Annotated in this window: 23 protein-coding genes; 10 read left to right on the top strand and 13 right to left on the bottom strand. The window is 43.6% G+C overall.

Annotated features, from left to right (window positions below; genetic code table 11):
* Window positions 1-245: 245 nt before the first annotated feature.
* The gene (locus tag SNR28_RS09490) at window positions 246-1,262 is read right to left on the bottom strand and encodes an IS110 family transposase (RefSeq protein WP_375748966.1); all 1,017 of its coding nucleotides are present in this window, start codon (window positions 1,260-1,262) and stop codon (window positions 246-248) included.
* Between the two features lie 148 nt (window positions 1,263-1,410).
* On the opposite strand from SNR28_RS09490, the gene SNR28_RS09485 reads away from it, so the two are divergent.
* Window positions 1,411-2,436: a 4Fe-4S binding protein gene (locus SNR28_RS09485; protein WP_375748965.1), complete on the top strand. Its 1,026-nt coding sequence runs from the start codon at window positions 1,411-1,413 to the stop codon at window positions 2,434-2,436.
* A 121-nt stretch (window positions 2,437-2,557) separates the two neighbouring features.
* Complete coding sequence (locus SNR28_RS09480; protein WP_375748964.1) at window positions 2,558-3,877, top strand: flavodoxin domain-containing protein; 1,320 nt, start codon at window positions 2,558-2,560, stop codon at window positions 3,875-3,877.
* On the opposite strand, the gene SNR28_RS09475 is transcribed toward SNR28_RS09480, so the two are convergent.
* On the bottom strand, window positions 3,874-4,758 hold the full coding sequence (locus SNR28_RS09475; RefSeq protein WP_375748963.1) for a LysR family transcriptional regulator: 885 nt from the start codon (window positions 4,756-4,758) through the stop codon (window positions 3,874-3,876). The genes SNR28_RS09480 and SNR28_RS09475 overlap by 4 nt on opposite strands.
* 181 nt (window positions 4,759-4,939) lie before the next feature.
* Between SNR28_RS09475 and SNR28_RS09470 the strand changes: the two genes are divergently transcribed.
* The 5 genes from SNR28_RS09470 (at window position 4,940) to SNR28_RS09450 (ending at window position 8,481) form a co-directional block, all read left to right on the top strand.
* A complete protein-coding gene (locus tag SNR28_RS09470; protein ID WP_375748962.1) occupies window positions 4,940-5,362 on the top strand; it encodes a PACE efflux transporter in 423 nt (140 codons plus the stop codon).
* 42 nt (window positions 5,363-5,404) lie between these two features.
* The gene (locus tag SNR28_RS09465; protein WP_375748961.1) at window positions 5,405-6,217 is read left to right on the top strand and encodes a helix-turn-helix transcriptional regulator; all 813 of its coding nucleotides are present in this window, start codon (window positions 5,405-5,407) and stop codon (window positions 6,215-6,217) included.
* A 122-nt stretch (window positions 6,218-6,339) separates the two neighbouring features.
* Window positions 6,340-7,683 (top strand): reductive dehalogenase, encoded by a 1,344-nt coding sequence (locus SNR28_RS09460; RefSeq protein ID WP_375748960.1) that lies wholly within the window; start codon window positions 6,340-6,342, stop codon window positions 7,681-7,683.
* Between the two features lie 10 nt (window positions 7,684-7,693).
* Window positions 7,694-8,002, top strand: a complete 309-nt coding sequence (locus SNR28_RS09455; RefSeq protein WP_375748959.1) for a hypothetical protein — start codon at window positions 7,694-7,696, stop codon at window positions 8,000-8,002.
* 173 nt (window positions 8,003-8,175) lie between these two features.
* A complete protein-coding gene (locus SNR28_RS09450; protein WP_375748958.1) occupies window positions 8,176-8,481 on the top strand; it encodes a hypothetical protein in 306 nt (101 codons plus the stop codon).
* A 47-nt stretch (window positions 8,482-8,528) separates the two neighbouring features.
* On the opposite strand, the gene SNR28_RS09445 is transcribed toward SNR28_RS09450, so the two are convergent.
* The 6 genes from SNR28_RS09445 to SNR28_RS09420 form a co-directional block, all read right to left on the bottom strand.
* A complete protein-coding gene (locus tag SNR28_RS09445) occupies window positions 8,529-8,990 on the bottom strand; it encodes a YhcH/YjgK/YiaL family protein (RefSeq protein ID WP_375748957.1) in 462 nt (153 codons plus the stop codon).
* 91 nt (window positions 8,991-9,081) lie between these two features.
* Window positions 9,082-11,160: a DUF4962 domain-containing protein gene (locus SNR28_RS09440; protein ID WP_375748956.1), complete on the bottom strand. Its 2,079-nt coding sequence runs from the start codon at window positions 11,158-11,160 to the stop codon at window positions 9,082-9,084.
* Between the two features lie 147 nt (window positions 11,161-11,307).
* Window positions 11,308-11,574 carry a hypothetical protein gene (locus tag SNR28_RS09435; RefSeq protein ID WP_375748955.1) on the bottom strand — a complete coding sequence of 89 codons (267 nt, stop codon included), beginning with the start codon at window positions 11,572-11,574 and terminating at the stop codon, window positions 11,308-11,310.
* Between the two features lie 38 nt (window positions 11,575-11,612).
* Window positions 11,613-12,305: an oligogalacturonate-specific porin KdgM family protein gene (locus tag SNR28_RS09430; protein WP_375748954.1), complete on the bottom strand. Its 693-nt coding sequence runs from the start codon at window positions 12,303-12,305 to the stop codon at window positions 11,613-11,615.
* A 266-nt stretch (window positions 12,306-12,571) separates the two neighbouring features.
* Window positions 12,572-13,621 (bottom strand): polysaccharide lyase family 7 protein, encoded by a 1,050-nt coding sequence (locus SNR28_RS09425; RefSeq protein WP_375748953.1) that lies wholly within the window; start codon window positions 13,619-13,621, stop codon window positions 12,572-12,574.
* A gap of 81 nt (window positions 13,622-13,702) precedes the next feature.
* Window positions 13,703-15,496 (bottom strand): sodium:solute symporter family protein, encoded by a 1,794-nt coding sequence (locus SNR28_RS09420; RefSeq protein WP_375748952.1) that lies wholly within the window; start codon window positions 15,494-15,496, stop codon window positions 13,703-13,705.
* A 327-nt stretch (window positions 15,497-15,823) separates the two neighbouring features.
* Between SNR28_RS09420 and SNR28_RS09415 the strand changes: the two genes are divergently transcribed.
* The 3 genes from SNR28_RS09415 (at window position 15,824) to SNR28_RS09405 (ending at window position 20,571) form a co-directional block, all read left to right on the top strand.
* Window positions 15,824-17,176, top strand: a complete 1,353-nt coding sequence (locus tag SNR28_RS09415; protein WP_375749927.1) for an MATE family efflux transporter — start codon at window positions 15,824-15,826, stop codon at window positions 17,174-17,176.
* A gap of 48 nt (window positions 17,177-17,224) precedes the next feature.
* Window positions 17,225-18,103 (top strand): AEC family transporter, encoded by an 879-nt coding sequence (locus SNR28_RS09410; protein WP_375748951.1) that lies wholly within the window; start codon window positions 17,225-17,227, stop codon window positions 18,101-18,103.
* 146 nt (window positions 18,104-18,249) lie between these two features.
* Complete coding sequence (locus SNR28_RS09405) at window positions 18,250-20,571, top strand: methyl-accepting chemotaxis protein (protein WP_375748950.1); 2,322 nt, start codon at window positions 18,250-18,252, stop codon at window positions 20,569-20,571.
* Between the two features lie 77 nt (window positions 20,572-20,648).
* Here the strand turns inward: SNR28_RS09405 and SNR28_RS09400 are convergent, their stop codons facing one another.
* The 5 genes from SNR28_RS09400 to SNR28_RS09380 all read right to left on the bottom strand — a co-directional run bounded on the left by SNR28_RS09400 (window position 20,649) and on the right by SNR28_RS09380 (window position 26,355).
* Complete coding sequence (locus tag SNR28_RS09400) at window positions 20,649-21,527, bottom strand: NAD(P)-dependent oxidoreductase (protein WP_375748949.1); 879 nt, start codon at window positions 21,525-21,527, stop codon at window positions 20,649-20,651.
* Between the two features lie 303 nt (window positions 21,528-21,830).
* The gene (locus tag SNR28_RS09395; protein ID WP_375748948.1) at window positions 21,831-22,853 is read right to left on the bottom strand and encodes an adenosine deaminase; all 1,023 of its coding nucleotides are present in this window, start codon (window positions 22,851-22,853) and stop codon (window positions 21,831-21,833) included.
* 99 nt (window positions 22,854-22,952) lie between these two features.
* Window positions 22,953-23,669: an exonuclease domain-containing protein gene (locus SNR28_RS09390; protein ID WP_375748947.1), complete on the bottom strand. Its 717-nt coding sequence runs from the start codon at window positions 23,667-23,669 to the stop codon at window positions 22,953-22,955.
* A 5-nt stretch (window positions 23,670-23,674) separates the two neighbouring features.
* On the bottom strand, window positions 23,675-25,549 hold the full coding sequence (locus tag SNR28_RS09385) for a DUF294 nucleotidyltransferase-like domain-containing protein (RefSeq protein ID WP_375748946.1): 1,875 nt from the start codon (window positions 25,547-25,549) through the stop codon (window positions 23,675-23,677).
* 86 nt (window positions 25,550-25,635) lie between these two features.
* Complete coding sequence (locus SNR28_RS09380; protein WP_375748945.1) at window positions 25,636-26,355, bottom strand: FadR/GntR family transcriptional regulator; 720 nt, start codon at window positions 26,353-26,355, stop codon at window positions 25,636-25,638.
* Window positions 26,356-26,394 lie beyond the last annotated feature (39 nt).

Here is a 26,394-nt window from a genome sequence, read left to right as displayed (position 1 = left end):
GGGGCAAAATGTATGGTACGCCCCAGTTTTGCAAGTAGATAACTTAAAATAACTGAGCTGGTTTGCGCCAATGTATTCAGAGTCTATATGGACTTTTATTCATTAGTCCCGCTCTACGATGAGATCCGCGCCAGATTGTCCTCATAAGCGTGAAAGCACTACTTAAGTTGCTGTTTTGCCCCTCAGGTCTTCAATCTGGTGGTCTGACCGTCTTGTCATCTTTCATTATCATTTGCAAACTTGGTTTAAACTCTTACTTCAAACGGTTTTCGTGTTGCCATAACTGACCAAGATATTCGGGCCAATTTATTAGCCAGTGCCACAACAGCTACATTAAACGGTTTCCTGCGTTTCATTTCAGTTAACCAAGGGCCAAAGTACCGCTCTACCGAGGAATCTCGCCATAGAATTGACCTCGCAGCGTGAATGAACAGCTCTCGCAGTTCTTTGTTTCCACGCTTTGATATACCAAGCATTCGAGGCTTACCCCCTGTTGAGTACTGATAAGGTACTAAACCAATCCACGCAGCAAAGTTTCTTCCATTTGAAAAGTCTTGTGGATCACTTACCGCCGACAAGCAGCAAGAAGCCGTCATAGGTCCTATGCCTGGAACACTCTGCAATAAACCCATGAGTTCATTCCCTTCGTTAAGCTGTTCAAGTTTCTTCTCTTGCTCTTTTATCCATTGGTTTAAGAGATTGTAATAATCTAGTTGCTGTCTTAATTCCATAATCAATAGTGGTGGTACAGGCTCTTTTTTATCTGCCAACCACTGAAAAAGCCCTTTCATGTAATGATGGCCACGGGGAAAGCTGATACCAAATTCAAGAAGCATAGAGCCTATTCGATTCATACAAGCAGTTCGTTCTTTAATATAACCAGACCGAATCCTACGGATTGCTATAGCTACCTGTGCTTGCTCACTCTTTGGCGAAACAAACCTCATCTTAGGTCGCATAGCTGCTTCTGCTATTGCATCAGCATCAATGAAGTCGTTTTTGTTCGTTTTGACGTAAGGCTTTACATATTGTGCAGGGAGCAGTTTAACGTGATGACCATATTCCTGACATTTTCGAGCAAACCAATGGCACCCACCGCATGACTCCATTGCTACGATGACTGGTTCATGAACTGAAAGTAGCTGAAGTGTTTTCTGTCTGGATAGTTTTTTGCGAAAAGTCTCCCGGCCCGAAAAATCGTGGCCGACAAGATGAAAAACATGTTTTGCTAAGTCGATGCCGATAATGTGTGTGTTGAGCATGATGGTCACCTTTTCCCTTTCCTCAATACTATCGAGTGTAGTGGAATGAAGGGGCGTACCATCTAATTAGCTAAATCAACCTGACTGGCGACAGGAGCTTACATCTTTATATCCTAAACATCAGATTCAACAGCTTGATAAACAGGGCTTGCAGTTTCGGCTGACTAATGGGTCTCAGGTTCTGTATTCATCCGTTGTTTCTGATACCAGCTTTGGTGGTCCTTTAACCGTGGCCAGTGTCAGTACATCCGAAGGTAAAGTTAAACAAGTTCACCTGTTTTCACATGGGGATACGCCCGCGTACATACAAAAACTAAAAAACGCGGGCTATTTTCGACGGTTTGAAAAACAAAATATTGATGCAACCTTAACCTCCAATCCCGACTGGGATTCAGTCAGCGGCGCTACCATAAGTTCTACAGCTATATTGAGAGCCCATACCAAAGCATCTCATGTTATTGCTATAAATCAGTTCCAAAGCTCGCCTGAGCCCATGCAACAACAGATAAACGTTAACTGGTTACATCTGGCTTTAATCAGTTTAATTTCGCTCTCATTTATCAATATCTGGCTCAAGAATAGCAAGCTTAAGCTGGCCTATACCTTTGCCAGCGTTGTTGTTCTTGGCTTTACCGCCAACCAGATGATCAATATTGGTGACTTTGCCGGAATCTTGATGGGGTATATTCCTGCGCTTCATGAAAATCTCAGCTTCTGGATTCTTTTCGGCCTGGTTCTGCTTGCTATCATTGTTGTTGGCAGAAATATCTATTGCGGAAATATCTGTCCGTTTCATGGCATTCAGCTTTTACTGCAAAAGATAAGTGGTATTGATTTACCCATCCCCCCTCGCTTGCTCTTCTATCTTCGTTATTTCCCGAAGTTCGGGCTTTGGGCGGCTTTAATGATTAGCTTTATTACCACCAAGCCCAGCGCTGGTTCGTACGAGCCATTTTCTATGATTTTCTCTCTGCAAGGAGAAGGCATCCAATGGTACATATTGCCAGCCACCGTCATAGGTTGTTTCTTCATTCCCGATATGTTTTGTCGTTTTTTATGTCCGGCCGGAGAGATGCTTACTTTGCTCACCCGATTAAGAAACAAGGTGGTTTACCCGTTTCAGGCTCGCAAAAAGTATGGTCAGACAATTACGGTAAAAGAGGTTCAGTCATGAAAAAGCCAGCTATCACATCTAAAGAGTGGGTTTCATCCACACTCATCTTAATTGCGACTGCGGCCATCGCGGCATTTCTGTTCGAGTCAATCTCAAACTTCTTATCATAGGAAAATGAAGCATGAAAAGCCTGAAACATTTACTTATGAGTATTCTGTTTACACCGGTTTATGAGGACAAATATCTTCTGATCTGTTACGCCAGCCAGACAGGTACAGCCATGCATCTTGCTAATGAATCAGTAAAACTAGCTAACGCTGCTGGGATTAATGCAGATGTCAAAGCAATGGACAGGCTAACACCCGAAGACCTGAGTCAGTATCAATTAACACTGATGATTGTAAGCACCTGTGGTGAAGGAGATATACCTGACAATGGCAAAGCTTTCTATCAGGCACTAGAAAGGCATCATACTCTGACAGCTCAGGTACGAGTGCTCGCATTGGGAGACAAAAGCTACCAACAATTTTGCCTGGCCGGGAAACAGTTTCACAAAGAACTTTGTCGTATTGGTGTCAGCACCCGAGAAGACCTTACTTTAGCGAGCGGGAACCCGACAGAGATATGGAAGAACTGGCTGGATAGCCAACTGAATAACTCATTAGATCTTCGTGAAATCACTGCCTCAGACACTAAGCACAAGATAAGGCTTACTGAAAAAAGACATCTGCACAACATCGATCATTCTGATTCAGGTGAAGCATATGAGTTAATATTTGATCTGATTAAGTCGTCCAACTCACACTTTCCCGGTTACGAGGTTAACAGCCTTGTCGCTATTACTCCTCCAGAATCAGACAAACCAAGATTGTATTCGGTTGCTTCTTCACCGGGAGGAAAACCTTCTCAAATCAAGCTTTGTGTTGCACGACATCAGTTTATTCTGGATGGAGAATGGCATGACGGACTCTGTTCCCAATATCTGACCAGGCAACTTGCTAATGGAGATGAGCTTGATGTCGACATCAGGGCTGGTGGGGGTTTGTCGCTCCCTGAACAAGATAAACCTTTGATACTCATCGCAACAGGAGCGGGTATTGCGCCCATGATGAGTATGCTAGAAGAGCGTTCTTACAGAAAACACACTGGACGAAACTGGATGATATTTGGAAACAGGTACAGTGAAGGTGACTACTATTATCAAGATCAACTAGAACAATTTCTGCGAGAAGGCGTTCTGGAACAACTGGATACAGCCTTCTCGCACGATGGTGAAAATAAGTGTTACGTACAAGATGTATTGGCAAAAGAGTCAGAAAAGCTCTCTACCTGGTTATTAGAAGATGACTGTCACATCTACGTTTGCGGTAGACCAGAGTTAAAAGCCGCGATTTCTGAAACTATCAAGAGTACCGTCAATCAGTTGCTCGACAACCCAGTTGAAGCCGATGAGATGTACAGAGAGATAATTCAGTCGCAGGTGACTTTTGAACTCTATTAATCTGAATCAGATTGCGATAGAGCATTAATCCACCAGCTAGTCGCAGGACCAATTTTTCGACTGCGATGCCAGATCACATCGACATCCATAATTCGGTTAGACATAGTATCCCTGACATTCAATACTTTGAGCCGATTCGCTTTTGCCCAGTTAGTAACGATAAACTCCGGCATAATTCCCCAACAACAGCCGGAAAGAATCATATTAGCTGCGGTAAAAGCACTCTCCGTTAGCCAGACCTTACTGGCAATGACCATTGGGTCTTTATCCTCTTGTCCTGGCCTGTTGAGGACGACCTGACGAAACATCGCTAAGTCATCTAAATCCACCAGCTCCTTATCTGCGAGAGGGTGCGACTTATGAACCAAAACAACCATCTTCTGACGTGCATGGGGATACGCTCTCAGTTCACTAAACACATGTGTCTCTTTTTGAACGACTCCAAGCTGAGCAATACCAGTGCGTACTAATTCAGCCACCTCTTCACGAACCGGATGCATCAAACTCAATTGAACCAAAGGGTACTTATCACTAAACGCAGCAAAGTGGTGAGCAAGGGTACCAGCACTCAGGTGCTCATCTATTGCTATTGTCACTTCAGATTCTAAAGCTTGATCCATAGAAGATGCCGCTGTTTCAAATTGCTGACATTTTGAAAGAACCAACTTCGCTTCTGGTAACAGTAGGATACCTGCTTCCGTTAACGCGGGGTAACGCCTTGTCCTGTCAAACAACTGCTGGCCGATGTCTATTTCCAGGTTAGCGATAGCGGTACTGATCACACTCTGCGCTTTATTGAGCTTTCGCGCTGCGCCACTGAAGGTCCCATACTCAGCTGTCAGCACAAATGCTTCCAAGTATTTGATATTTAAGTTACTCATAGTGTACCCAATTAAAGCTCTCTCATTTATGAAGGGCAAATTCTTCTCGTGTTCCGCAAGAAACCTTTATAAATCACCTCATTCACACCATCAATGTATCGGTTTTATAGATAGATTCTAATTTGTTCCTACCAAATTACACTGATACTTTTCACACTATTCATAAACAGAGGCACAAACTATGAGAACAAGTTCGGACAGAATCAGACACGCGGTTGGTTTTGAAGTAATCGGCCTGATTCTCACAATATTGCTTGGTCAATCACTACTTGGGTTGGAAGCGAAAGATCTCGGCATTATCGGTATCGCGATGAGCCTGTTTGTCACTGTATACAACTACTTCTACAACCTAGTGTTTGATAAGGTAATGAATGCTCTTCACAACCGAACTGAAAAGACCTTTATTGAACGAATCATTCATTCCGTACTGTTTGAAGGCGGATTGATCATCATCACGGTTCCGATTCTGGCCTGGTTCCTGAACATAAGCTTGCTGCATGCTCTCATGATGGATATTGGTTTGGCCATATTCTATGTGTTCTACGCATTTGCTTATAACTGGGCATATGATCGCGCATTTCCTATTCCTAGCGTGGCTCATTAAACCATTTGATTTAGTTGATATAAGCTATGTAGTGAGGTGTTTATGCAAGAACTTCCTGTATCTGACTGGTTTGTACATCCAAGTAAAAAACGAGATATCAGCCAAATCATCCGCGAGTTAAATGATCAGCTCAACACCCTCGGTTTCGACTCTTTTGTTTATCAGGGTGCTCCTTTTCGTATGCGGTTCGATATGCAAGCCCCCCAATCACAGCAGCTTTTTAAGCTTAAACATCTGGCCAGTTGCCGAACCGCTATTTTCTCGAACGATGCCGAGAGGCCCATGCTCAAGGCTTACTACCACAACTATGCCTCAATTGATCCCAACTTCACTCAGAGCACAAAACTTCTTCGTCCTTTCGTTCATTCATTTGGTCACGCTCAAGGAAGTGATCTGACAACTGTATCTGAGTACTTTTCCAGTAATGGTATTAACTCAATACTCAACTGGCCCATCATGATTACTTCAAATAGCCATTGGGTAGGCCTGTTCAGACTGAACAGCTATATGCGCAGTCAGGAAATGTACCAATACCTGCCGCAAATCCAACACAAGATATATAGCCTGATTCTGATGATTCATACTGAGTTACAACAGAATCATTACGATAGATTCAATCCTTACCTCCATATGGATGCAATAAACAAAAAAGCAATTAACGTCGTGAATCTCGTGGCAAAAGGATATTGCAGAAATGAAATCGCAGAGATGTTGTCTATAACGCCACGAGGGGTTGATTACCATATTGAACAACTTTCAATGAAGCTAAGAGCAAACCATCGGCTAGAGTTGCTCTGTATGTGTAAAGAGCTTGGTCTGATTGACTATAAATGCAAGCAACTAGAGCTCGTTTAACTTGTTAGGTTGTGACTCCACGCACCCACTACTGTAACTTCTCACACTCTTTAAAACCGGGCTTTTCCTTACGATTAGTACGTATATATCACGTCAATTGTATAAATTAAATGGAACAGCCTATGAGTAACAGAGAATCAGAAAATCTGGACTTAAACCCAGACGTAGACCTGAAACGGAGGACCTTTCTAAAGGTCGGCTCCATGTCAGGTATAGCAGGTACTATCGGAGCCGTTTCGGCCAGCACAGGACTATTCTCCTCCGGAGAAGCTAAAGCTGATCACCACCCTGTGTCTGTCGAAGAGCACGATGATTTTCCCATCCCAATGGCAAGCGACTACGAACCTTTTCACCAAAGAAACACCGAGTTTGGTCGCTTTATCCGTAACCGCGAAAAAATTTCGCTGCGTAAAACGGTAGATGAGAATACACCTGGAATGGGACGCCTGGATATAGCACTTGCTAACGGAGCCTGGCATATGCAGCGGGAGATTGCCGGTAATACTACGCGAACCGGATACAACGCTGGCTTTACGACATGGGAAAGAAAGCCCAAAGGCGATCCCTACCAGTTTAACTCTCCTCAGGAAGCAGCGAATGCCATCAAGCGAGCAGCACGATTATATGGCGCAGAAGTCGTCGGCATAACCAAACAAGATCCTCGTTGGGACTACGCCACACTTTATGATGCTTTTAAAGATGAGACTAAAACCTGGGAAGATTTTCCATTCAAACCTAAAAGCGTCATCGTCTTAGGTTTCAGCATGGATTATGAAGCGCATACTGCAGCACCATCGTATATCTCAGATGCAACCTGTGGTGAAGGCTACAACAAGATGGTCTACACGGGTTACCAACTTGCTGGCTTCTTGCATAACCTGGGCTATAACGCTGTCGCATCAGGAAATGATTTAGGTATGTCGATTCCTTATGCTATTTCTGCTGGCCTTGGGGAAGGTTCCAGAATGGGCATTTTAGTGAACTACAGTCTTGGCCCTCGTATTCGATTAGCCAAAGTTTACACCGACTTTGACTTTGTTGAGTACGACAAACCTAAAACATTCGGTGTCCGAAACTTCTGCAAGCTCTGCCAGCGTTGTGCGGATGCTTGTCCTTCGAAGTCAATTTCTAAAGACGAAGAACCTTCCATGTACCCGCCTGAAGGACATGATAGAGAACCCCATGCAGTAGGCATTGAGAAGTGGTACTGCGATACCCGAAGCTGCCTGCTCTACTGGGGTGAAAGTAATACCAGTTGCGGAGCCTGTATAACCGCTTGCCCATACAACAAACCTGATTTCTGGCACCACAGATTAATTGAAAAGATGAACGCCATTATGCCAGGTGAAACTCACCGATTTATGCGAGAGATGGACATTCTGTTCGGTTACGGTGACACCTTTGATCCTCACGCTCCTGAGAAATTTTGGAGTAGCGACGGTCGTCATTACGATGGACACAACTAAGGAGATTAGTATGTTTTTAGGTATTTTCAGTGGTATTGAAGTCCTGTTTTTTGTTCTTGGAGCGCTATCAGTTATCAGTGCATATGGAGTGTATCGTTTCCGCGGTTACTATCAGCCAAAAATTCAAAGCACTATCCTGCTAAGTATTGGACTAGCAACGATTCTGTTCGCTATCGCATGGTCGGTAAGTTCGATACTGGAAGGAGAGCCTCAAGCGGGAAGTATGGGCGTGATTGTTATTCTATTACCAGGTCTGGTGATGTCTGTTCTGGGATTCAGAATGGGGCAGAGTTCAACACAACAACAAGTAAATCAATAACTCACTAAGGAGCCTGTTTAACAGGCTCCTATACACCTGATCTTTATTATTTTCCAAATTAAGAAGTTAACAATCTATCGATTTAATAGATAGATACCAACTTTTTACTCTCGACCAAACCTATATAATTCAGACATGCAAACACAGCATCATTCTAGTTGAGGTACCATTTAATGAAACTTAAAACTATTGCTTTGACAGGGGTATTGATTGCAGCAATACAGCCATCATTCGCAACAGAGCATGCAACCACAGACTTTTCGGATACCACATTATCTTCACTTCAGTTTGGTTCCTATGCCGTTGGCACCAAAATTATCTTTGCAAAAGATGAATGGTTCTACAAGCCTCACCTTATTCGTGACTACTACTACCTGAACTGGTTTAACTATTATCTGAAAGACGATGTTTCAGCGAAAGACAACCTGACTGACAATCCATTTACCGGTTCTACATCCGTCAGATCTAACTTGAACTGATTCAATCTGCATTCATTCGGGGTAGATGACTCTACCCCTTTATTCCCTTAATTAAAGAGTTCTGCCGGAATTTTCAGAATTGCCTTTTTAACTTCAATATCCTTGTTTACTGAACACAAAGGTCTGTGAATCTGGCCTGGGAAAAACAGGGCAAAATCACCCGGGTTCAAATAGACATATTGCTCGTTCCTAACCTCTTCGAGGAACATAACGTCATTTTCAAGATCCGAAATCTCTGCATATTTTGAATCCAGACAATTTGAATAACCTAACTTTTCCTCGCCTTCTAGCAGTATCTGGATATCAATATAATGTTTGTGAAACTCAGGTTTTCTTACTTCTGACGGTTCGGTTTTCGCGTTAACGACCATTGCAAACACACCACCTTCACCAAACTCATATCTTCCTTCAGGCTGATTTGCCACTTCAAGTGCAAAGGTGATCCATTGAGAGATACGCTTGTCAGCGAAAGGGATTAAGTCTAGTTGCTCAGTATTTCCAAATAACATAATTGGTCCTTATTGTTTTTAATGGATTATAAATAAAAAGGACTCCGAACATACATCCGGAGTCCTCAAAATTACGCTCTAGTCATCAGGTTTAAAGCTCGATAGTCACTGTTTCACCATCAACACTTAGCAATAGAGTGTTCCCTTCAATCTTATGAGATACCTCTACCTGAGCATCTTCGTTCTTATTAGGAACCAACAGAGTGAGAATGTTATGTTCTTTCGACGGTTTAAACTCCACTTCAACGTGACGGTGGATTTCAAGATCTTTGTACTCATACGGGTCAACTTCACCAAACCCTTCCACGTTTTTCACAGAAGTGATGTTCTCCTGAGACTCATTGATAAAGTTCACGTTTAGGTGTGCTTTTTCACCTCGGATAGTAAAAGACTTATCAGCCACTTCGTTAGCAAAAGTCGTATGCATCAGCCAGGTCATATCTTTCTCCTCAGAAAGCAGTGCCTTGTCCTGTATCACAAACACTTTGCCTTGTACAAACCAGATCTTACGCTTGTAAGATTCAATCTCAGGTACGAAGTACTTGTAAGAAGCGGTTGCATCGCCTTCCACCATCTTCACATCTGAATCTACATCGTAGTCAGTGATCTGGCCGCCAGCCTCAATACAATAGCGATCCTGATGGTTCTCATAGCCCGTGTTCTTGTTCTCTCCGTACTGACCTTTGCCACCGAATAGAGGTAAGTTCTTAGAGAACGTCTGACGACGCCACTTGGTGTGCATATCCACACCAAAACCACCGTAGTAACCTGTAATCGCAGCCAGAGTTTCACCAAATGCATGTAGGGTGAATGCGTTCTGGTCACCGTGAGAGTGAGAGATAGAACCAAACGGAGAGCACTTAAATACCATATGGATATGGTTCTCACGCTCAGTCATCTTGTTGTGGAATGCTGCCCAGCCAGTAACAGGGAATACCTTTAGTAGCGGATCGTTTGACGGCGCTTTCTCTTCCGGTGCATCCCAAAGAATATTGAAGCGAAGATCGTCGTAACCGAAGTCCCACCAACCATAGTTGTAGAACTTGGTATGGGCTTCAGTATCACGCCCTTTTAACTGGTTGTAGTACCAAACGTACTCTGGCTTCTGGTTCACACCTGCGTAGTGTTTGATGTTGTATGCTAGCTTTAGGCCCGGGAAGTCACCAATTGACGACTGATCGCAGAAGCTTGCACGCTTTGAGTGAACAGGCATACAGTAAAGCGGAAAGTCTCCAGTGTTTTCGTAGAATGTCTTATTGAACATATCTACACCACAGTATGCTTTTAGCAGATCGAACGCTTCACCAAGGAATGCTGTTTGCGTATTCCAGTAGTCAGGACCTTCTGCCCAGCCACCATCTTCGCCACCCCAAGGTGGGTAGTGTACTGCGTAGTATTCCAGTGCGTATGCAATGTACTCGCCCGCTTTCGGGTGGTCGTGGTATAGCGCGATACATGTAGGGATGATCGCGGAAGAGATCGAACGTACACCATGGCTGTTTAGTGGGTTGTTCAGTAGATCAACGGTCACTTTAAGGTGGTGCATGATCTCGTCCAGGCGTTCAATCAATGCATCTTGAACTTGCTGACGCTCTTCATCGGTAAAATAAGCGTGTAGCCAGTCATAACCCCAAGCCATCGCTGCGATTACACGGAATGCTGCTTCGTCGTTGTAACCACGAGAAGTCACACCTTCTGGATCGTAAGTCGATAGTTTTAGAGTCCAGGCTTTCGCTTTTGCGATTAGCTCTTCATCTTCTTTAACGATACCAGCAATGGCCAGGTTACGTGTTGCATTAAGTGCCATCTGGCAGTCAACATACATCTGACGCCAGTATGGACGCCATAGAGATGCTTTACCCACTGTTTCTTCCGGGTATGGCTGAGGTTCTGCGTATGGTTCGGTATCCAGGAACTTCTTGGTTGAATGATTAAAGAAGTCATCAAACATACAGTGAGATTCATCTGCCTTAACAGCCGCTTTGAACTCTTCCAGATCAGCAGCCTGAACAAGCAGGCGCGGGCGCGCTTCACTAAGGTTGTCCAGGAAAGATAAGTCGAAATCGCGCTTTTGCACTTCGATAGGCAGCAAGTCTACAAGGTTGCCCGCTGAAGTATCATTCTCCAGCTTCATCTTTCTGATTGCATCAAGAGATTTTTGGTCGCTCATGATCACTCTCTATTCTAAACGTTGGAATTGGATAATTAATGGTATTGTAATACAAATAAACACTATTTATCTATGAACTGGGTCAAAAAAGCCAGCAGGAACTCCCTACTGGCTCTAAAATTAATTCCATTTAATTTTGTCAGAGAGTTAAGCCTGCTCTGGATTACACTCAGTAAGTTGTTCTTTGAACAATCCTCTCTCTACACCAATTTTTTTGTCAGCAACAATAAGAAGTGTAACCGCACAGATATTTCCTAGTATGATTGCACCGAAAATCACGTTCACTGCCATTGATGTCGTTGGGATTAGAAACGCGCCAAGTACCATAATAAAGCTAAGAATCATCAGTCCTTCCAGGAAGAACAGGGTGCCTGGCTTATTATTGTTACTTGCTTGCTTCGTCTGTTTAGTCATCTTTTTTCCTTACATTACTACGTAAAATGGCGATTGAATCAGAAGCTGTACGTTACACCAATACGGCTTCGTAATTGGCGGGTGTCCTGACCTTTATCCGGGCCACCTGAAGAGACGTTGCCGAACTCAACATATGGGCGCCATGCCCAGTCACTCTCTTTGTAGCCAATCTTCAAGTTGTAGTCCCAGCCATAATCTGAGCTGCTGCCTTCGTACCAGTCTCCGAGAATATTGGTCCAGTTATCCTCGTAGTTAGCTTCAAAGCCAAACTGGAAGTTATTCCAGTTATAGTCCAGGTTTGCCGTTACTTTTGAACGGTCGATATCATCTTTGCCGGAGTCACTATTGAAGTTACGAAGTTCATGACGGTAACGCAGTTTTGCCGTAATACCACTATCAAACTTGTACTGAGCACGAAGCTGTGGCTTATAGGTTACAGAGTCGCTACCAAACGTTACTGGCATAGCTGGGATAAGCATAAATTGGTCAGTAATCTTGAAGCGGTAGCCATATTCAAATTCGTTGTCACCCGCTTCCCACTCAGAAAACGGTTTACCCTTCTGCTTGGCTTCTACACCAAAGTAATGGTTATCAACACTGCCACCAATTTTCACACGGCTGGCATAATCTTCTGAGTCATGTTTGTATTCCTGACGAAAGTCCAGGGAAGCAGCGGAAACGCTGGTCGCAGTAACAGCAACAATGGCTGCTAAAATTGTTTTCTTCATCATTTTTTATGTTCGCATCTAATCAATATTGTTTATAAACAGGCTTTTTAGTAAGCCCTGTATTAGACAGCTAAGCACTCTTAATTGTCTTACAATAATATTGACACACATATAAACTTGATTCTGTGAACAAGATCCGTACACAAATTTCCTGACATAAACCTGACAAAAACATGCTCATCAGGTTGTAGATAACTTCCTATAAATCAAAGACATAAAAAGGGAGCAGTCATGCTCCCTTCTGAAATTAACCGGATGAATAACGGCTTCTATTGAATCAGTTCCAATTGGTAGAAAGAGGACTGAGTGTAATCTTCAGAGCCTTCTCCACGATATTCACATGCAGAAGATGTTGGTTTTGTATTGCACTGGTTGTATGCCCCAGCTTTGAAGTACATCCAATCACTGCCATACCCTAAATCAACCTCATGCCCCTCATATTTACCCGCAGCCAGATTCACTGCATAGGTCTTAATCTCTTCGTTCACTTCACCCGGGTTTTTAGTGAATGTCAGGTTCATCATGTCGCCAACAACATCAACCTCATATGAGAACACTTCGCCTAACTTAATACCATCAGCTGGGTCTTCCGAACCTTTACGCAAATTGTTTTTGCCGAAAACATCGTGTTTGATGTCTTTTCGCAACTTAGTTTTCTGCAACTCTTTTGGTGGGTTAAGTTCGTAGTTCCAGGATAGAGAACCATGTTCATGTTCTGGCAGCTTGCGATAAATGATCTTCAGCGGCTCGTTATCTGAGCCATGAATCTGACCAATAACCGTCGCAAATGCACCGTTCTTATCATAATTACCGCTGGTGCTTACCCAATCTACAGACAATGTTGCTGCTAAACGGCCACCAATCGCTCCATAATCTTGTGCATTTGGGTGGGATGAAACCACAAAGTTGTTCGCGGGCTCACCATAATCTTCAGCAAGCATTGCCCTTAACTCACTCCGGGCATTTTTACTGTTAGGGGTTGTTGGGGCGGTGTTTGGCGACATAAATACCAATGCACCCGTTTCTTTGTCAGTATAAAAATATTTAGGATCTTCAAAACTACTTAGTTCGGTCTTTGGAATTTCTACCGTTTTCCCTTTGCGTGGCCCTTCAGTAGTCAGAATAGGAAGGTTTATTTTCCAGTTCGTCATATCAAAGTTTTCACCCGGAAGTTTGTTTGGGTCCAGGTTAGCAATAAGTGACTGAGTGTATGGCGTAAGCTGACTTTCGCTATTTGCGCTCTCTTGTTGTTGATCTTTATTTGATGCACACGCAGACAAAACAGCGACCGCGACTGAAGTTAAAATGATTTTTTTCATGACATTTATTTCCTGAATGTTTTGTAGGGACAAAAAAAAGCAAGCAGTGGTCTGCTTGCTTATTTTCTGTTTATAAGAATTTTAAGATGTGCTTTCTGCTGCACTTGAGTCGGTAACGCCTTCTTCCACACTCTTGTCGACTGCTTTTATCAGTAGCAGACCAACACCACCAACGATTGCACCACATAGGATAAAGATGAATCGACCAGTTAGTGGGTTCGGTAACAGAGACATTAGTGCAATACCAACACCCGCTGTTGCGATAAGTTTGCCAAGCATCTGGCGCTGTTTGTTGTCTAACTTCTTCTGTGCAACTGATTCTGCTATCAGTGGCGTGTCCAGGTTCTCGAAGAACTTATCTACGTTCTTCTGACGCTCTTCAGAAAGAGGCTTATAGAACAGAGTAGACAGTAGGAAGAAACCACCAGTCAGAGAGATGTGACCAATCAGACCAATCGCAACCTTAATGTCAGACCATTCACGCTTAGTCAGCTCTTCAAGGCCAAACCACGCCTGAATCATTTCTGCGTTGATAACGAAGCCAACGATGTAAGATACACCTGCACCAACTAACAGCGTACCCCAGCCAGCCCAGTCCGGAGTCTTCTTAATGAAGAAGCCAAGGAAAGCAGGGATTGTCATTGGGAAGCCGATTAGGGCACCAACGTACATCATTGTGTCGAACAGGCTAAGACCTTTCAGTGAGTTGATGAACATGGCCACAAGGATGATCAGCACACCGAAGACTGTCGAAGTGATCTTAGATACAAATACCAGCTCTTTCTCAGAAGCGTTGTGCTTACGTACAACTGGCTCGTAGAAGTTTTTAACAAAAATACCAGAGTTACGGTTCAGACCAGAGTCCATAGAAGACATTGTCGCTGCGAACATTGCCGCAACTAGCAGGCCAACCATACCCGCTGGCATATACTCTTGTACGAAGTATAAGTAAGCGAAGTCAGCCGCTTTTTTACCTGCTTCAGGATACGCTGCGAACAGATCCACACCCTGACCCGCTACATACCAAGAAGGCATAAACCAGATCATTGGACCTAAGGTCATCAGGAAGCACGCGAGTAGTGCGGCTTTCTTAGCGTTCTTAGAGTCTTTTGCTGCAAGGTAACGGTATGAGTTAAGCATGTTGTTTGTAATAGAGAATTGCTTAACAAAGATAAAGAATGCCCAGATACCGAAGATGCTCAGGTAGTTCAGGTTGTTACCAGAAACAAAAGATGCGTCTTCTTGCACCGGGAAGTTAGCAACGATTTCACCAACACCACCGCCCTGCATGATTGCAAACACAGCACAAGTGATTGTCACCGCCATGATGATAACCATCTGCATAAAGTCAGATGCAATTACCGCCCATGAACCACCGGTTACAGACATCGCCAGAACCACAAGTCCTGTAACGACTATCGTTGTGTTCATATCAAAGCCGAAGATGCCAGACGCTATAATTGCCAGAGCATTCAGCCAAACGCCTGCAGATACAATGGAGTTAGGCATGCCAGACCAGGTAAAGACCTGCTCGTTGGTTGTACCAAAACGCATACGAATAGCTTCGATAACCGTTACAACTCGTAGCTGTCTGAACTTAGGCGCAAAGTATGCGTAGTTCATAAAGTAACCAAATGCGTTTGCAAGGAAGATAACAGCAACAGCGAAACCATCGTTGTATGCCTTACCCGCAGCACCGGTAAATGTCCACGCGGAAAACTGTGTCATAAAGGCTGTCGCGCCAACCATCCACCAAAGCATGCTACCGCCCCCGCGGAAGTAATCACTGGTCGTATTTGTAAACGTGCGGAACATCCATCCTATCGCGATAAGGAACAGGAAATAGATGAGCACTATAAGAGTATTGAGTTCCATTAGTATTAACCTTTTTGTCAAACATTCTAATCGTGTCGACAGTAACTATACATTCCACCCCTTATATTTGTACTACAATATGCCAATTGCGTGATTGGGATCTATTAAATTATTTAAATTAATCATACAAACATGACCCATCAGATATTTTTACATATGCGTATCCACTTACTCCAAACTCGTACCAAAAATAGCCACATAGCCTTTAAACACTAGGTTTAACACCAGTAATACACTACAAACTCAGAAGCAAAGTCATGCCATCGATTCAAATAAAAGTACATAACACAAGATTATTGTAATACAATTCACGCAAGTAACGGAGGTATCCTTGTGTTTTCAACCAGCCCTTTCTTTAAACGTAACCTCGCAGTCGCCTGGCCATTGGCCTTAAACGCATTGTTAATGCAGTCTATGTTAATGATAGACACTTTTTTGGTTTCCCCGCTAGGAGAAGAGTCTGTTGCTGCTATGGGTATTGCATCAGCAATTATTGCTTTCTTCCTGGGTATCCAGATGGCGCTGGCAAATGGCACCCAAATGATTCTCAGCCGTGCTTACGGTTCAGGGAATATCAGCACGGTTAGTAACAACTTTTTTGGCGGACTCACAATAAGCCTTACTACCGCATCGCTGTTTTGGCTCCTGCTTGTTTCGTCAGACGATTTCATCATCTCTTTTCTTACTGACTCCATTAGCTTGCGCGCCAAAGTACAAGAGTACTTAAATATCTCTATCTACCTGATTGTCTTTACCGCAATCACGCAGACAATTACCGCGTTGTTTAACGGATTTGCCAAAACCCGTATTCCATTGAAGGGTTACCTGATCGAACTGCCTTTAAACTGCGCAGCCTCTTACATTTATATCTACGTTTTCGATTTGGGGGTCAGCGGTGCAGCCTTAGGAAGCCTGACGGCAATCATGGTTCGCACGCTGTATCTAACGTTATGCCTGAAAAGCGATGCTGGTATCGCTCTGGCTTTACCGGAAAACAGGACGCTTTTTAGTCAGTCTATAAAAAAACATATGTCTGAAATATTCCCTTTTGCTGCTAATATCACCATTTTAGCGATAGGGATTACGGTATATCAGTTACTATTTTCTCAACTCAGCATCAATGAGTATGTAGCGATTACCCTGCTCTACCCCTGGATTCGGGTCGGAGGCCAGTTTATTACTGCATGGTCTCATTCAGCTGCAATCCTTATTAGTCAGGATATTGGCTCAAAAAGCCTCGACAAGCTTGAAAGTAGCGTAAACAAAAGTATAGATGCAGCAGTGGTGATCTCACTGATTTCATGCGTATTGTTTGTGGGTCTGCATTTTGCGTTTCCATATGTCTACCCTAACCTCGCGCAAGAAACTTATGCCGCTATGGCTGTGATTGCCCCGCTCTATATTTTTCTGCCTCTGGTCCGGGGTTACAACACCGTACATGGCAATATCTTAAGAGCCGTCGGTAAAACAAAAGAGGTGTTTAAGATAAACTTCACAGGCCAGTGGGTTATTTCTCTGCCCTTGCTTGCGCTGATTATTTTCCATTTCGACGGCTCAATATTTTGGGCATTTGCCATCCAGCCTTTTGAAGAACTTATAAAGGCGCTGCCATTCAGGCATCTGGCCCGTAAAACAGTAAAAGAGTTTGGTGAAGAACAAGCGAATGCTCTCAATTATTAGAAGCCATCTCCTTTATAGTTGTTGTAATAAAATTTACTAAGGAACAACATGTTAGAGCAGATAGTTGGAATACTGTTTCCAGTGTTTTCACTGACCCTAGTGGGGTATGTGGTCGCTCGCCGGTTTAAACCGGACTTTGGGCCTATCAACCGCATAAATATGGACACATTTACCCCTGCTCTGGTGTTTTCCTCTTTAGTGGCAATGCCACTAGATGTAACTCAGGTACCTTTGATAAGCGCAGCTCTCATTGCTCTATTGTTACCTGGCATTCTAATGCTTCCGATCTGCTACCTGCTTAAGTTGAACTTCAAGGCATGGGCTCCCCCTCAAATGTTTCGTAACAGTGGAAATCTGGCTATTCCGCTTTTTACGTATACTTTTGGTGATACTGCTCTTGCTCCTGCCGTATTGTTATTCGTGGTTTCAGCCTGCATCCATATCAGCGTGGGTTTAAGCCTTCTTAGCGAAGGAAATCCTGTTAAACAGATTGTTCGAATGCCTATTTTTATCGCCGCCAGCCAGGCCTTAATGCTTAACTTATCGGGTATTGGAGTATGGAATCCACTCTATGAAGCGACAGCATTGCTTGGACAAGCTGCTGTACCCGTAATGTTGCTTTCTCTGGGTAGTCAGATGTGTAACTTACGACTGAGCGGACTCAAAATGGGGGTAACCTGTACTCTCTTCTCACTTATCACCGGTGCCATTGCTTTTGCCGTGGTGTACTTTTTTATCCCTCTCCCAACTCTGCATATGCAGATGGTGGTTCTCTACGCTATGTTGCCACCAGCTGTCATGAACTACCTTTTCGCAGAGCGATTTAGAGTTGAGCCTGAAAACGTCGCCTCTATGGTTTTGTTTGGTAACTTCTTTGCCATTTTCACCCTTCCCTTAATTCTGACTTTTGCTTTGTCTTTAAACTAATAAGTCCACTTTATCTCAAACAGAGCCGAGCTTTGAGACAGGTCTTAACCTACCAATTTCTGTGATATGTATTAGGGTTAATGTAAGTGATAATTTTATCAAAATGACGTTCAACTAAAAAAAACCAAATTATTGGGGTTATTAGTATGAAGATCAGGCAAAAAATAACCTTTTGGATGGTTGCTGCATCCATTGTTCCACTTGTTGCCTCTATGGCATTAATAAGCACTTCATCATCTAAACTTGCAAGTGAAGCCCTAAGAGAAACCAATAAAAATCAGCTTGTCGCTTTACGCGACGCCCGGAAAACTCAGATAGAAGATTACTTCCAAACTATCCGCAATCAGATTCTGACCATGTCCCAAAACAAAATGGTCGCTGATGCAATGAGCGCCTTTTCCAGCTCATTCCATGAAATAAATCATAACCAATCAACCAGCGCTTTGAGAGAAAATCTCAACGACTATTACAGCAACCAGTTTGGTGCTCAATATACAAACCAGAACCTAGGAAACAGCATATCCACAACCACCTTACTCAATCAGGTTTCTGATACAGGGTTGTACTGGCAATGGCAGTATATTGGTGAGAACAAGCACCCACTCGGTTCCAAGCATGAACTCAACAAAGCCAGCGGAAACAATACCTATAATCAAACCCATGAGTTGTATCATCATCAGTTCGTCGACTTTCTGGAGAAGTTTGGTTTCTATGATATTTTCCTTGTCGATTATGCGACTGGGGATGTGGTTTACTCCGTTTTTAAAGAGTTGGATTTTGCGACTTCATTAAAGAACGGCCCATACTCAAACTCCGGCTTAGCTAACGCCTTCAACCAAGTAGCCAACAGCAGAAACCCTGACGCTATAGCGCTTACTGACTTTGCGCCCTATGTGCCCTCTTACAGTGCTCAGGCTTCATTTATTGCTTCTCCGATTGCAGACAATACAGGAAGCATCTCAGGTGTATTAGTGTTCCAGATGCCTATAGAAAAAATAAACCACCTGATGACCAGTGGCGGTGAATGGGAGAAAAACGGGCTAGGTTTAAGCGGTGAAACCTATCTTGTAGGACAGGATATGAAAGCAAAAAGCATCAGTAGATTTCTGCTTGAGGATCCAAATGGATACAAGGATATCCTAATCGAGTCTGGTACTAACCCATCAGTTGCTGAAGAGATTATCAGCAGAGGAAGTAATATAGGATTGCAAGAGATCAACTCCCCCGGTGTCAGCGCTGCAGTTTCTGGTTCTACAGGATTCGATATCTTTCCGGACTATCGAGGCATTAGTGTTCTTTCCGCATTCACACCTGTCAATATTCAAGGCTTGAAGTGGGTGATATTGAGTGAAATAGACGAGGATGAAGCCTTCTCCGGCGCCAGAACTCTAGAGAACACTATTTACACTCAGGCTGCCATTGTTTTGCTCTCGATCGCTATTCTGGTTGTTATCTTAGGTATGTTGATATCACGTACCGTCACCAACCCAATCATCGAACTCAGTGGCTTGCTCGTTCGGGTAGATAACGAAAACAACTTGCTGCACCGCAGTAAGGTGAAAACAAAAGATGAGCTTGGAAACATGGCCGTTGCACTAAACTCCATGCTCGAAAATTTCACCGGATTAATACGCGATGTAAACAAGTCCACAGAATCTGTATCAAATGCTTCAAACGAGATGTCTGTCAGCTCCAATCAGAATATGACGGCTATAGAGCAACAAAAAGCAGAAACAGAGCAGGTAGCCGCAGCCATGAATCAAATGGCAATAACGATAAAAGAGGTTGCCAGACACACAGAGGAAGCCGCGAATCTGGCCACTGCATCAATCGCCCACGCTGATGAAGGGAAGGCGGTTGTTGAGAAGTCTTCGACAGCGATAGATAAACTCTCTCAAAAACTGGAGTCATGTACTGACAATGCAAATAAGTTGGCGAGTGAAGGGGAAAACATCAGCTCAATCGCAGATGTGATTAAAGACATCTCAGAACAAACAAACTTACTGGCACTAAATGCAGCCATAGAAGCTGCCCGGGCAGGAGAAATGGGCCGAGGCTTTGCCGTTGTCGCAGATGAGGTTCGAGGGCTCGCTCAGCGAACTCAGGACTCTATCGAACAAATTGAAAACACGGTTGGGAAGTTGCGAGAGGGCACAGTCAACATGGTTGAAGCAATGGATGAAAGCCGGAATAACGCAAAAGCAACGGTAGATTACGCAGTTCAGACCAGAGAAGCCTTTGAGACAATTTCTGCGTCCATTGCTCAAATAGGTGATTACAGCAACACGATTTCAAGTGCCGTACAGGAACAGAGTGTGGTTGCAGAACAGATAAATGCCAATATAAACAGCATTAACGATATTGCACTACAAACTGCGAACAGCTCGGAACAAAGTTTAAAATCAGCAGAGAATCTGGCGAGCTCATCAGTTGAGCTGAAAGAGAAGGTTCAGAAGTTCAAAGTGTAACATCAAGAGTAAACAACCTTACTACGGCTAAAGCCCCCACAGCGAAATACCGTAGTAAGGTAATATTCGTTTCGAACTTACTTCTTAAGATCGGTGAAGTAGTCGAACATCACTGGTACATCGTTTTGTGCCAGGCCAGCTTCAACAGCAGCCCGTAAGCTCTTAGACGTACCTTCAGCGATTAGAGATTCGGTACCCAGATCTGAAACCATTTCCAGGAAGTAACCGAGATCCTTATTAGCATTAGCGATTGAGAAACCAAGCTTCTCTTCGCCGTCTACTGCATAGAACTTACAGAATTGCATAAATGGAGAGTTAGACGGACCTGCAGACATGATGTCGAACAGTTGCTGTCCATCAACACCAGCCAGCTTAGCAACGGCAAATGCCTGAGACATAGTCGCGACTGTTGTCATCCCCATAAAGTTGTTCACAAGCTTAGTTACGTGACCAGAACCCAGAGCGCCCAGGTGGAACACGTTTTCGCCTTGCTCATCAAGAACAGGTTTAACCTTGTTGAAAGTCTCGATATCACCTGCAGCCATGATGTTTAACAGACCATCTTTAGCATGAGCAGGAGTACGTCCAAGAGGAGCGTCAATCATGCCTGCGCCTTTTTCTGCCAGAGCAGCACCAATTTGGCGAGTCGAAGCAGGGATAGAAGTACCAAAGTCGATAAGCGTTGCACCTTCTTTGATACCCGCAAGAATACCTTCATCACCGTATACGACTTTTTCCACTACGGCAGATGTTGTCAGGCATAGCATTACTATGTCTGAGTTTTCAGCCAGCTCTTTCGCTGTAGCAGGTGTTTTAGCGCCACGCTCAACGCATTTTGCAACTGCCTCTTCGTTCAGATCCATAACATTAAGCTGATAACCTCTATTTTGCAGGTTCTCAACCATATTCCCGCCCATAAGGCCGAGACCGATAAAACCGATTACAGGCTTAGTCATTTTTCATTCCTCTAACGTCATATTGTATTACTTTATGATGGATAGCATATACTTCTACCTGCAGCAACGCAATCATTAGAAGAGATCAAAGCGAAATTAGAGTCGATATATGTGATCAAAGGCAGATATCCTTTGATTTAAGGGTACTAAGGAAGGTGTAGAGACGAAAAAAATCCGGCTTGTTGTTACAAGCCGGATTTTTACAAACAAAGATTGGTTCTGAGTATATTTAGTTTTTGTTTACATTCTTGATAATTTTATACTACAAAATATACACGTATTAGATATAGCTCTTCTCAAACTCTACAACCGGCTATAAGTCAGTATTGTGTCCTTCATCTTTTGCTTCTCATCTTGCGAAACAAATGATGCCTCAACCGCATTAAGACTAAACTGAGCAATTTCTTCTTTGCTCATATCAAAGGCTTCGGCAACCGCAATGAAGTTATCTGTCACGTATCCACCAAAATAAGCGGGATCATCTGAGTTGATCGTGACACATACGCCCTTTCTCAACATGTCGACAATGTTATGCTGATGCATCTCTTCAAACACCTTTAACTTGGTATTTGATAGAGGGCATACCGTAAGCGCCATTTGGCTGCTGATTAGCCTTTCCACCAGCTCTTCACTCTCAGTACAGCGCACACCATGATCAATACGATCGACATTCAGGATATCAAGCGCATCATATATATTCTGAGCGGGCCCCTCTTCCCCGGCATGAGCTACGAGCTTAAAGCCAGCCTCTTCAGCCTGTTTAAATACTCTGGCAAACTTTTCTGGTGGGTGCCCCTGCTCAGAAGAGTCAAGCCCGACACCAATGATCTTATCTTTGAAAGGCAACGCTTGTTCTAACGTCTTAAATGCTTCGTCTTCACTTAAATGGCGTAAAAAGCACATAATCAGTTTGCTGGTTATGCCCAACTCTGATTCGGCTTTCTGTAGCGCTTTATAGATTCCGTCGCATACCAGTTCGAAGCTGATACCACGATCGGTATGGGTTTGAGGGTCAAAAAAGATTTCGGTGTGCATAACGTTGTCTTGTTTGCAACGAAGTAGGTAAGCCCAGGTCAGGTCAAAAAAGTCCTGCTCATGCACCAGCACATTTGCACCTTGATAATAGATATCCAAAAAAGATTGCAGGTTAGTAAACTGGTAAGCGGCTCTTACCTCTTCCGGTGAGCTGAAGGGAATGTCTATCTTGTTTCTGGACGCCAGCTCAAACATCAACTCAGGCTCTAAGCTGCCTTCTATATGAAGATGTAACTCTACTTTAGGCAAATCTTGAATAAAACGTTTCTGATCAGAACTTAACGAACCCATGGCGCTATCCTCTTATTATTGTGTTTAATAAGCGTATTCCACCATCTTGTACAATTCAAATAAGAGTATCAGATGAGAGACATGAAACAGTATCGCGTTCTATTGATGTCGGTTTTGCGTTAGAGGATAGAGAGAGTAGAAGAACCTGGCATCCTGAGCAAAATAGCGTTCAACCTGAGCCAAAAGTAACTCAGCACAAGACACCGCATCGGTTAAGGCATCATGAGTCGCATACTCGGGCAGTCCATACTGCTCTCTTACTGAACTCAATCGAAAGTCTGCAGATGCTTCTGCCCCACGAAAATGAGCAAAATTCTTTTCAAGAGAGAGAGTATCGACCCAAACTATAGGCAATGAAGAAAGCGCGTATTTATCCCGAACAAATCGCTCTAAAAACGACTTCTCAATCATACTGCCATGGGCAACCATGATTTTTCCCTGCATATCTTGCAGCAGCATTGAAAAAGCCTCATCTAATGAGATACCCGATTCCAATTGTTCTGGTGTGATGTGGTTGATAACAGCAGATTCACTGTTTATTCCAGTAGCGCCACGAATATAAAAGTGCTTACACGTAGAAAGATCGACAAGCAGATTATTTACTTCAACCCATCCAATACTCAGAATTTGGTCTCTGTCAGCATCCAGCCCCGTCGTTTCAATATCCAATACAAGAAAAGAAAGAGACTCCATCACAGTCGTTTTCTCAATAACCGGAGTGTTCAGGCATTGTCTGATAGCGTCAGGAAGATCCCGTGACAAAAACTTGTTCTGCTGCCTTAAAAGCCTAGATAATGGATGAAAGTACTTAATCATTCTGTTTACTCAATCCCTGAGAACCTTATCTTGACCGCTTCTTGCAGGTTATCGATGATTTTAAACGCATCCTTTAAGTGTTTACGCTCAAAGCTGCCAAACTGATTTGGTTCGATATCATTGCCAGGCTCTTCGCCATTTTTTAGTGCCCATAGCTGATGCTTTAGCCGGAACTGGGAGATGAACTGATAAGCTCCTATGATGTCTTTATAGTAATCGTCACTCAGCAGCCCTTTTTCATTCGCTTTACGAAAACGCTCTTCGGTCCCGTTTTCAGCAAACTCGCCACTCGCAAGACCATAAATACGAGCCAGATCGATAATCGGGTTCAGAGCATACCGCTTTACATTCAGCGTCTTGCGCCCTTTACCGCTTTTCTCCAACACAATGTTATTGAATATGCTGAGTGGCGGATGAACCGACGTTGCTTCCCTTACCAGTATGCCTAAGAACTCTCTATTCTCGCCTGTGTGCTGTCTTATTGAGTCCTGCAACTCTTTTACAAACCGTGTGTTGCCATATGCCGCTCGAATCTCAAGAAAAACGGTAATGTTCAGTAGTTTTTCGTACTCAGGATTTCTGAACCACTTTTTGTAATACTGTTTCCAGGTGGAGAGCGGCTGACACCATTTATCTACTGCTGCCATGTAGTTGCCGGAGCACAATGGATAGCCACACGTATGCAAAGCGTTAACTACATAAGCGGCTAAATGACGAAAATAGATCTTATCGCTTGCTGTTGCATCGTCCGACAAGATCAACGCATTGTCTTGATCCGACAGCATGTGGATTTCATTTCTTGCATGGGAACCCGCGACCATCCAGGTAAACTCACACGGGGGTGACCCGAACTTATCAATCGCAATTTCCAGAATACGTCGGGTATAGGCGTCATAGATAAGGCTCATCATTTTTCCGATGTTATCTATGGCAACCTTGCCTTCCACCAGCGCTTCAAATATTGCCTGTCGCTCTGAAGACAGCTGAGCCAGCCCTTCAATGCTTCTGGCATAGTTGATCTTTTCAATCAGAAATATCGCCTGAATTCGATTATTCCTAACCAAATGCGTAGTCGTAATAAGCCCCTTAACAACACCTTCTTCGACTACCGGAATGTTTCGGATATTATTCTGCATCATTAGCGATGCGGCCTGCAGAACCAAATCATCCGGCTTAACCGTGATGGGTTGAGGGGTCATCACTTCTGAAATAGGGCTTTCGACATCTATGCCTTTTGCAATCACGCGCTTAGTCATATCTTTATCTGTCATCAGACCGACTATTTTTTCATTTTTGGTTATCACTGCACATGAGGATCGTTGAATCATCCCCATCTCCATCGCGACCTCTTTGATGGACATGTCAGACTCTACAACCGCCACTCTGTCAGAGGCAACTTCCGATACTTTCTTTACGAAAAGACCTTTTTCTTTATCCGACCAGACAACATTCAGAGCTGAACGCATTCTCTTTTGAGCCTGAGAGGCAAAATGTTCCGCGTACTCAGGATGACTCTCCATTACCTTGGTAATGGCACTGTGGGGGATCTGGTAAAGAATCGAGTTTTCGAGAGCCACCGCTCGGTACATTTTGTTCTCGGAAAGATCTTCAACAGAACCGATAAAAGAGAATCCAAAGATATCTTCAGGACCAAGACGCGCCCGTAAAACGCCATCTGGTTTTCTTTGCTCTATTGCACCAGTACGGATTATGTAGAGATATTTTTCTTCAACCTCGCAAGGATCAATAACGGAACCCGATGCTTTATAAGCAATTTTTATCGTTGCAGAAAGTTCGCGGAGGAGCGGTTTGGGAAGTTTATCGAAAGGATCAGTGGACGAAATAAACTGAATAATATTAGGCAATAGAGTTTCGGACATAATTTTTCCCTAAAAAAACCAATGCCGAAGCATTGGTTTTTAATTCTTAAGGCTGAAAGCCTCTATAGAAAGCTACCTTTACACTATCAGGCTGCTTCTTCTGGCAAACGGTGCTTAGTCGCTTGTAGATGGCAGGCAGATGCTTCACGCGCTTTGTCTGCATCACCAGCCATAATGGCGTTATAGATGTCCTGATGCTCTTTAATACAAGTGCTGCCTTCTTCTGAAGAGTACTTAATGAAGTTAACGAACATCGTCGTCAGGATATTACCGAATGGAAGATAGAAGTCGTTTCCAGTCGCTGAGAAAATCAATCTGTGGAATTTGATATCTATGTCAGTCCAGGCTTCCGAGTCAAACTCTTCTGCGTTAGCAACTTCAACCATCTGCTGGAATACACTGGAAAGCTCCATTCTCTGTTCCGCAGTAGCATTCCTTGCAGCCAATGCACAAGCTTCCGGCTCAATTGCACGACGAAGGCCAAGGAAACGGATACAGAATTCGTCGATATCCATCAGCCCTTCCATCCACTCAATCAACTGAGAATCAAGGAAGTTCCAATTGGCGCGTTCCACAACCTTAGTACCAATTTTAGGACGAGACTCTAAAAGCCCTTTCGAAGTAAGTAGCTTAACTGCTTCACGCAAAGCGGTTCGGCTCACGCCGAATTGCTCGCAAAGTGCCATCTCACCAGGAATAACACTGCCTTCCGGCAGATCCCCTGAAATTATGCTTCTGGCAATCTCTCTCGCTACCTGAACATGCAGGCTGCGTTTCGAGCCAGATATCGCTCCGAAACTATTCAATGTATCGCTCCTAATATTGTCATTATTATAAATATACTC

This window comes from Vibrio iocasae, assembly GCF_042245395.1.
Taxonomy (GTDB): domain Bacteria; phylum Pseudomonadota; class Gammaproteobacteria; order Enterobacterales; family Vibrionaceae; genus Vibrio; species Vibrio iocasae.
The sequence above is the reverse complement of the archived record's forward strand: the minus strand, read 5'-3'. Positions and strand labels throughout refer to the sequence as shown.